The organism is uncultured Roseovarius sp., from assembly GCF_913054395.1.
Taxonomy (GTDB): domain Bacteria; phylum Pseudomonadota; class Alphaproteobacteria; order Rhodobacterales; family Rhodobacteraceae; genus Roseovarius.
This window is the reverse complement of sequence record NZ_CAJXIP010000152.1, coordinates 1-7,367: the sequence shown is the minus strand read 5'-3', so window position 1 is coordinate 7,367 and position 7,367 is coordinate 1. Positions and strand designations below refer to the sequence as shown.

Genomic DNA, 7,367 nt, shown 5'->3' with positions numbered 1-7,367 from the left:
GGCAATCCCTGCTCAAACGGTTTAGTGACGTTCAATGACCCAACCGATCTGATCTATAAGTCGATTCACGATGCACGGAAACAACCGGGGAAAATCTTAGGGTCTCGAAATTCTCATCTTGAGAGGTCACTAAATGTTGGGTGAACACCATAGCGAGAAAATGCCCGAGTCGATGCGTAGGGGTATAGAGACTCTTCGTGTGAAGTTTGTGGATGAGATGGATTCTCGCATTCTCTCTATCGAGGCGGCAGTGGCCGATATACGGAATTATGAAACCTGTACGGAAGCAGCTAGCGCTATCGCCATTGCAGCCCATAATTTGGCGGGGCTTGCACCCAGCCTAGGTTTTGAGGAGATCGGGACAGTGGCTGCGGAAACCGAGCAGTTGTGGGAAAAGGTAAGGGAAAACGCTTTACTGCGACAATGTTCGGAATCCGAGCGTCAGCCTGCCCTAGCGAAGGTCGAAGCACTGCTTGATCTTCTTGAAAAAACGCTCGAGGAAGAACCTTTCGCCCTCTGCGCCAGCTAGATACAGTCTCTGGAGAAAAGGGAGATTGCACTGGGTCTCGTTCGCGCTAAAGTAGCAAATGTCAAAACGATGGGCATTGAGCAGTATGGCATCGCACGTCGGCGAGGTATCTAATTTTAGCAGGGCGAAATTATTCGCCTTGTTCGCAACGGCTACTTTACTCTGTATATTAATCTATTTTCTCGAGATCACTCGTCAGAAAGATTTCATTACATCACAACGAGTTGAAACTCAGGCCTTCGCAGAAAAAATAAGCCAAAATCTTATTGTCGCGCTGCGTGGCTACGAGATCAGAGCACGTGGCTTGACAACAGCGTTCGAACTGAACCGGGATATCGACCAGGAACAGTTTCTCCGATTGGGTCAGCGATTTCGAATGAATGATCCGGCGATACTCAATCTGGCCGTCCTTCAGGACGGTGTGATCAAACTAGTGTTTCCTTTTGAAGAAAACAGTCACCTGGTTGGTCGCGACATTCGTAATGTTGAAGAACAAAACGTCGTTATAGAGCGTATTTACAGGACGGGACAAACTGAAATTCAAGGTCCTGTGCAATTATTGCAAGGCGGTGCCGGCCTGATTATCAGGATGCCCGTTTTTGTGGGCAATGCGAAAGAGGATTTGGATTCAGGCAGAAAAATTGTTTCAGTGATCATTGATGCAGAAGCTCTCCTGCATGATGCCCTGCACCTCACCGAAGGATTCCAAGGGTCAGAACATGAACAGATAGTTGCGCTGGTATCTGTCTTGGACGACGCTAATGTAGTGGGAGACATTGAGGTATTCGAAAATGCCCCGGTGACGACAACGCTTGCAATTCCAGGCTTGCAACTCACATTGGGCGTGGTTCCGAGAGCGGGATGGAATGCGGGCTATGTTACGCCCTGGGCGATCTATTTTGTATTGTGCCTCATTGCGTTTATCGGGGTTTTCCTGATCCTTCTCGCGGTCCAGCAAAATGCAGAACGCGTAAACGCGCAAAAACATCTTAAGACAGCTATTGATAACCTTACGGATGGCTTTGTAATTTTCGATTCCGAAAACAGGCTTGTGCTGTGCAATCAACGTTATGTGGAGATACATGACAAATGTGCGGAAGCCATTAAACCCGGTGCCAGCTTTAAAGACATCTTGCGGTTAGGTATTGAACGCGGCCAGTTCCCTGATGCAATTGGTCGGGAAGAAGAATGGATCGCAGAACAACTGAAGTTGCCAGTCGAGGGCAATGATTTCGAGGTCAAATTCGATAAGGGCCGCACGTTGCGGATTTACGAAAACTTGACACCGTCGGGCGGACGTGTCGGACTTCGCATTGATATCACTGAACAAGTACAGGCCAGGGAGCGCGCCGAAGCTGCCGAGGCATTGGCACAACTCGCACAGGACCAGCTCTTGGCAGCGATTGCGACGCTGCCTGATGGATTTGCAATCTATGACTCAGACGACCGGCTGGTGCTTTGCAACGCTAAATACAAGGAAATCTACAGCAAGAGTGCTGAAGTCATGATCCCCGGCACACGGTTCGAGGAAATTTTGCGTTTCGGCCTCAAAAACGGCCAATACCGAGAAGCGATCGGCAGGGAAGAGGAATTTCTTGTAGAACGGCTCGCCGATCATAAATCAGCCGATAAGATGCTTGAACAGCAGCTGGACGATGGGCGCTGGCTGCGTATTTACGAAAGAGCCACACTAGATGGTGGTCGCGTTGGGTTGCGTACTGACATTACAGAACAAGTAAAAAGCCGTGAGCGCGCGGAAACAGCTGAGCGGCGGCTTCGTGACGCAATAAATGCTATGCCAGCTGGCTTCTGGCTTTTCAATCCGGATGGTCGTCTGGCGATGTACAACGATATGTACTGCAACCTCTATGAAAAAAGTGCTCCAGCGGTGCGGACCGGTGCAACATCCAAAGAAATTCTTGAATACGGGCTCGCGCGGGGTGAGTATCCGGAAGCAATCGGGCGTGAAGTAGAATGGTTGCAGGAAGTCTCTGACCGGATATGCGAGGGTGAATACGAGTGGGAATACCCGCTGCAAAATGGCAAATGGATTCGGTCCTACAATCGATTGACCAGTGACGGTGGTCGGGTTGGCATTCGGGTAGACATTACGGAATTGAAGCGGCAGCAAGCCGATCTTCAAGCCTCAAACGTAGAGATGCGGCGCGTACTGGAACAACGCGATGCCGCTGAGAAGCGTTTCGACGATATGGCGGAAATCACCAATGATTGGTTCTGGGAACAGGACAAAGATTTGCGGTTCACCTATTTCTCGGAAGGATTTGACCGAATTCTGGGCCGGAGCTCCAAATTTGCTCTCGGGCTGACACGAGCGCAATTGAACGAGGGTAGTCCCAAAGTGCGCGACAGCACCGACTGGAAATGGCTGGCAGCAAAGCAAATGGCCCGAGCCTCATTCAAGAACTTTGTTTATCGTTTGCACGATAGTGAACACAATCCCACATGGGTACGTATTAGTGGCACTCCGATATACGATGAGCAGGGCGAATTTGCAGGCTATCGAGGCGTGGGTACTGACGTATCTGTTCTATACAACGCACTCCGTGAAGCAGAGGCGGCAAGTTTTGCAAAAACTCAGTTCCTTAATGTTATCAGTCATGAATTGCGTACACCACTAACTGTCGTATTGGGCTATAACGCATTCCTGGCGAAACCCGAACTGTTGCCCTCCGTGAAAGCGCTGAATGCGAGCGCCGGAGCAGGAAATCAGTCGGCAAAAACTGCGCTGCGTTACCTGGCTCCAATTCAAGACGAAATAGCGAGATATGCTGCTAAAATAGAGGTCTCGGGCGAACAGTTGCTCAAGCTGATCAACGACACATTAGACCTGTCTAGAATGGATGTCGGCAAATTTAATATTGACGCGCAAGAAATCGCGGTCGATAGCGTGATTGAATCTATGGTTGATCAGTTTGCGGCTGCGGCAGATCAAAAATCTCTAGAATTGACTGCTATAACGAATGGCGAAATTATTTTTGCTGATAACACGCGGCTGCGCCAGATTCTGATGAATCTGATCGGCAATGCGCTGAAATTCACCGAAAAAGGCGGCATTTTGATCAGCACGGAGTCGGTTGATGGATACGTTACCATTCATATCGAGGACAGCGGCTGCGGCATCCCGGAAGACAAGCAGAGTATGATTTTTAAGCCGTTTGGCCAAGTAGACACTTCGTATACACGTTCAAACGACGGCACCGGGCTTGGCCTTACAATCTCGCATCGATTGGTTGAGCTTCAGGGCGGGCGATTGACGCTCAAGAGCGAGGTTGGTGTTGGAAGCACCTTCTCCTTTACTCTTCCTACTACCTCCACCGGTTAAAAAATAGACAATACTGGGAAATCAACCAAGACGGCATGAACAAAGACATCATGGTTGCCCTGCTAGGCGTAGGCTCTGTGAAACGGCAAAACGTGACTTGGTCTTACTATCGTTAAGGCCTTGGTTGAGGGTAAGGGCGGTAATGTCGAATTCCTGTCCGAGATCGGCAAACACACGACGTTCTACGTAGATTTACCGACAGAAAATAAGGGTTCCACCGGATACCAGAAGTCAGATTTTCAGGCAGCCTGATGTTCCAGTACGGGAAAATTTCTGATAAGTGTCACAAATGAGTGCACGAAATATTAGGCAGGCTCATAAGTAACGTGGTCAAACTGGAGAAAGCACAGGCTATGTCGAACTTGAGCAAGATTCTTCACGCAGACGATTGTGCCGATATTCGCGAACTTACAAAGATGTCGCTGGAAATACTGGGCGGGTTTAAGCTTCTTCAATGCACAAATGGCCAAGAAACTTTAGACCAGGCGGAAAAGTTTAATCCCGATTTGATCCTTATGGACGTGATGATGCCGGTAAAAGACGGACCTACAGCTGTACGAAAACTGCGACAGATTTCTGTTTTTTCCTACACCCCCGTGGTCTTTATGACAGCCAAGGCCTCAAGTGTTGATGTCGAGCGGCTGAAAGATGAATTTAAGGCAGACGTCATTACCAAACCCTTTGATCCAACCGCACTGCCTGATCAACTCCGCAGCATATGGGAAAAGCTAGCAATCTGATTGCTTTTTCCGACCTGTAGTGAACCGCCCCTTGTTTGCCAGAGGCCCAGAAGCAATGAGACTGAGTCATGGAAAAGAAAAAATCTGGAAACAGATATTCACCTGAAATGCGCAAACGTGCTGTGCGGAACGCATGGCCTCACTCATTGAAACCTGCAGGCTGAAGCCATCGATCCCTACGCCTACTCGCGCGAAACACTGACCGCCATCGCGGACGTAAGCGCCACGCCGATCCCCTCCTGCCGCGCTGACGCTGGTTGTGCGAGTCCTTCTGTCGAGAAGAGACAGGATAGGACGGCAAAATGGACGGCTCTTTAGACGGCTCAACGGATGGCTACGCGGGCAGGATCGAGGTTCTGGAAGGGCGGTCGGGCCGGCGCATGCGTAGCGAGACGGAACGGGCGCGGATCGCGGCGGAGAGCCTGGTGCCCGGGGCGAAGGTGGCGGATGTCGCACGGCGACATGACGTGACCCGCTGGCAGGTCTACGATTGGCGCAAGAAGCTGATGGCCGGCGCGCTGGCTCTGCCCGCCGGGACAACTGACGAACCGATGTTCGCGGCGCTTGTCGTGGAGCCGAATCCGGCCCGGCCTGCACCCAGCCCGAAACGGCGCGGCGGCGCGACCAGGTCCAGCAGGATCGAGATGGTGGTCGATGGCGTGACCCTGCATGTGCCGCCGGACATGGATGAGGCGCAATTGACCCGGATGATCCGCGCGATCCGGGCGGCATCGCAATGATCTCGCCGGCTGGTGGGCTGCGCGTCTACGTGGCCACGCGCCCGACGGATTTCCGGAAGGGCATAGACGGCCTGGCGCTGCTGGTTCAGGAGGTGATGGGCCTCGACCCGTTCAGCGGCGCGGCCTTCGTGTTCCGGGCCAAGCGCGCGGACCGCATCAAGGTGCTGGTCTGGGACCAGACCGGCATCGTGCTGGTCCACAAGCGCCTCGAGGGAGCGAAGTTCGTTTGGCCCAAGGTTCAGGACGGCGTGATGAAGATGTCGCCCGCGCAGTTCTCGGCGTTGTTCGAAGGCCTCGACTGGCGGCTTGTCCGCCCCGAACGTGTGCGGCGGCCGGAACTGGCCGGGTAGCTGCGGCAGAGTGACTCGGCGATGATTTACCGGTGGTGGTGATCCCGCCCGTGTGCTTGATCGCAGCCATGACCGACACCGCCCTAGCCGAAGAGAACGCGCTTCTGAAGGCCCGCCTCGCCGAGACCGAGGCGGCGTTGGCGGATGCGGTCGAGGCCCAGAAACGTCTGGAGAGCATCGTCAGCGAGCTGCGCCGGGAGAAGTTCGGGCGGAGGTCCGAGAAGCTCGACCCGGAGCAGTTCAATCTGCCGCTCGAAGATGTCGAACTGGCGCAGGGCGTGCTGGAAGCGGCGCAGGAGAAGGCGCGACGCGCACTGAAGGGGCAAGGTGCTGCCGAGAGCGGCGTGCCGAAACGCAACCGCGGTCATCTTCCGAAACACCTGCCCCGGATCGAACGGGTCATCGAACCCAAAAGCACGCTCTGCCCCTGCGGTTGCGGCGAGATGGCCAGGATCGGCGAGGATGTCTCCGAGCGGCTGGACGTGGTGCCGGCCCAGCTCCGCGTGCTTGTCACCCGGCGCCCCAGATATGCCTGCCGGCGTTGCTCCGGCGCGGTGGTGCAGGCGCATGCCCCGGAACATGTCGTGCCCGGCGGGCTGCCTACCGAGGCGCTGATCGCGCAGGTCATGGTGGCCAAGTTCGCCGATCACCTGCCGCTGTACCGCCAGGAAAAGATCTTCGCCCGCGCCGGGCTGGCCATTGCGCGTTCCACGCTTGCGCAATGGGTCGGCGCTTGCGGTGTCCAGCTGCAACCCCTGGTTGATGCCCTGCGCGACTGCCTGCTTCAGCAGGACGTCATCCTCGCCGACGAAACCCCAGTGCAGATGCTTGCCCCGGGCACAAAGAAGACCCAGCGGGCTTACGTCTGGGCTTATGCACCCAGCCCCTTCGCCGACCTCAAGGCCGTGGTCTACGACTTCAGGCCGAGCCGGGCCGGCGAGCACGCGCGCAGCTTCCTGGGTGACTGGCAAGGCAAACTGGTCTGCGACGACTTCGCCGGCTACAAGGCCAGCTTCGAGCAAGGCGTGACCGAGATCGGCTGCATGGCCCATGCACGGCGCAAGTTCTTCGACCTGCATGCCGCCAACCAGAGTCAACTGGCCGAGCAGGCCCTCCAGTACATCGGTCAGCTGTACGAGGTGGAGCGCGAAGGGCGAGAGCTGCTCGCCGCACAGCGACGGCAACTGCGCCAGGACAAAGCCAGGCCGATCATCGATGGCCTGCATAGCTGGATGCTTGGGCAGCGGCAGAAGGTGCCGGAAGGCAGCGCGATCGCCAAGGCACTCGACTACAGCCTCAAGCGCTGGGCAGCGTTGGTGCGCTACCTGGATGACGGCAACCTGCCCATCGACAACAACTGGATCGAGAATCAGATCCGCCCCTGGGCCCTGGGGCGCGCCAACTGGCTGTTTGCCGGCTCGCTACGCAGTGGCCAGCGTGGCGCAGCCTTGATGACGCTGATCCAGTCAGCCCGCCTGAACGGACACGATCCGTACGCCTACCTGAAGGATGTGCTCATGCGCCTGCCGACGCAGAAGGCCAGCGCCCTGGCCGAGCTGCTGCCGCACAACTGGGTATCCGCCGGCAAGGTGTGATGCCCGTTCGCTTACGTTCAATGAAGTGCTGCGGCGCTGCATGGCAGCCGGCCTAGTCAAGGGCGAAGGT

General features: G+C 55.2%; 6 protein-coding genes. All 6 read left to right on the top strand.

What is annotated here, in order from left to right; all coding sequences use genetic code 11:
• The first annotated feature begins 133 nt into the window (after positions 1-133).
• The 6 genes from QZ522_RS16085 to QZ522_RS16060 all read left to right on the top strand — a co-directional run bounded on the left by QZ522_RS16085 (position 134) and on the right by QZ522_RS16060 (position 7,297).
• Positions 134-529, top strand: coding sequence for an Hpt domain-containing protein (locus QZ522_RS16085; protein WP_294613871.1), 396 nt, complete (start codon positions 134-136; stop codon positions 527-529).
• Between the two features lie 85 nt (positions 530-614).
• A complete protein-coding gene (locus QZ522_RS16080; protein WP_294613868.1) occupies positions 615-3,872 on the top strand; it encodes a PAS-domain containing protein in 3,258 nt (1,085 codons plus the stop codon).
• Between the two features lie 362 nt (positions 3,873-4,234).
• A complete protein-coding gene (locus tag QZ522_RS16075) occupies positions 4,235-4,612 on the top strand; it encodes a response regulator (protein WP_294613865.1) in 378 nt (125 codons plus the stop codon).
• A 302-nt stretch (positions 4,613-4,914) separates the two neighbouring features.
• Positions 4,915-5,352, top strand: coding sequence for a transposase (locus QZ522_RS16070; RefSeq protein WP_294613862.1), 438 nt, complete (start codon positions 4,915-4,917; stop codon positions 5,350-5,352).
• Positions 5,349-5,702: an IS66 family insertion sequence element accessory protein TnpB gene (tnpB, locus tag QZ522_RS16065; RefSeq protein WP_294613859.1), complete on the top strand. Its 354-nt coding sequence runs from the start codon at positions 5,349-5,351 to the stop codon at positions 5,700-5,702. Before QZ522_RS16070 ends, tnpB begins: the two co-directional genes overlap by 4 nt.
• A 68-nt stretch (positions 5,703-5,770) precedes the next feature.
• Positions 5,771-7,297 carry an IS66 family transposase gene (locus tag QZ522_RS16060; RefSeq protein ID WP_294613856.1) on the top strand — a complete coding sequence of 509 codons (1,527 nt, stop codon included), beginning with the start codon at positions 5,771-5,773 and terminating at the stop codon, positions 7,295-7,297.
• Positions 7,298-7,367: the final 70 nt, after the last annotated feature.

Bases quoted from the DNA above. Each gene is read 5' to 3' on its own strand.
- QZ522_RS16085 (WP_294613871.1), top strand. From the start codon at position 134: ATGTTGGGTGAACACCATAGCGAGAAAATGCCCGAGTCGATGCGTAGG.
- QZ522_RS16080 (WP_294613868.1), top strand. From the start codon at position 615: ATGGCATCGCACGTCGGCGAGGTATCTAATTTTAGCAGGGCGAAATTA.
- QZ522_RS16070 (WP_294613862.1), top strand. From the start codon at position 4,915: ATGGACGGCTCTTTAGACGGCTCAACGGATGGCTACGCGGGCAGGATC.
- tnpB (WP_294613859.1), top strand. From the start codon at position 5,349: ATGATCTCGCCGGCTGGTGGGCTGCGCGTCTACGTGGCCACGCGCCCG.
- QZ522_RS16060 (WP_294613856.1), top strand. From the start codon at position 5,771: ATGACCGACACCGCCCTAGCCGAAGAGAACGCGCTTCTGAAGGCCCGC.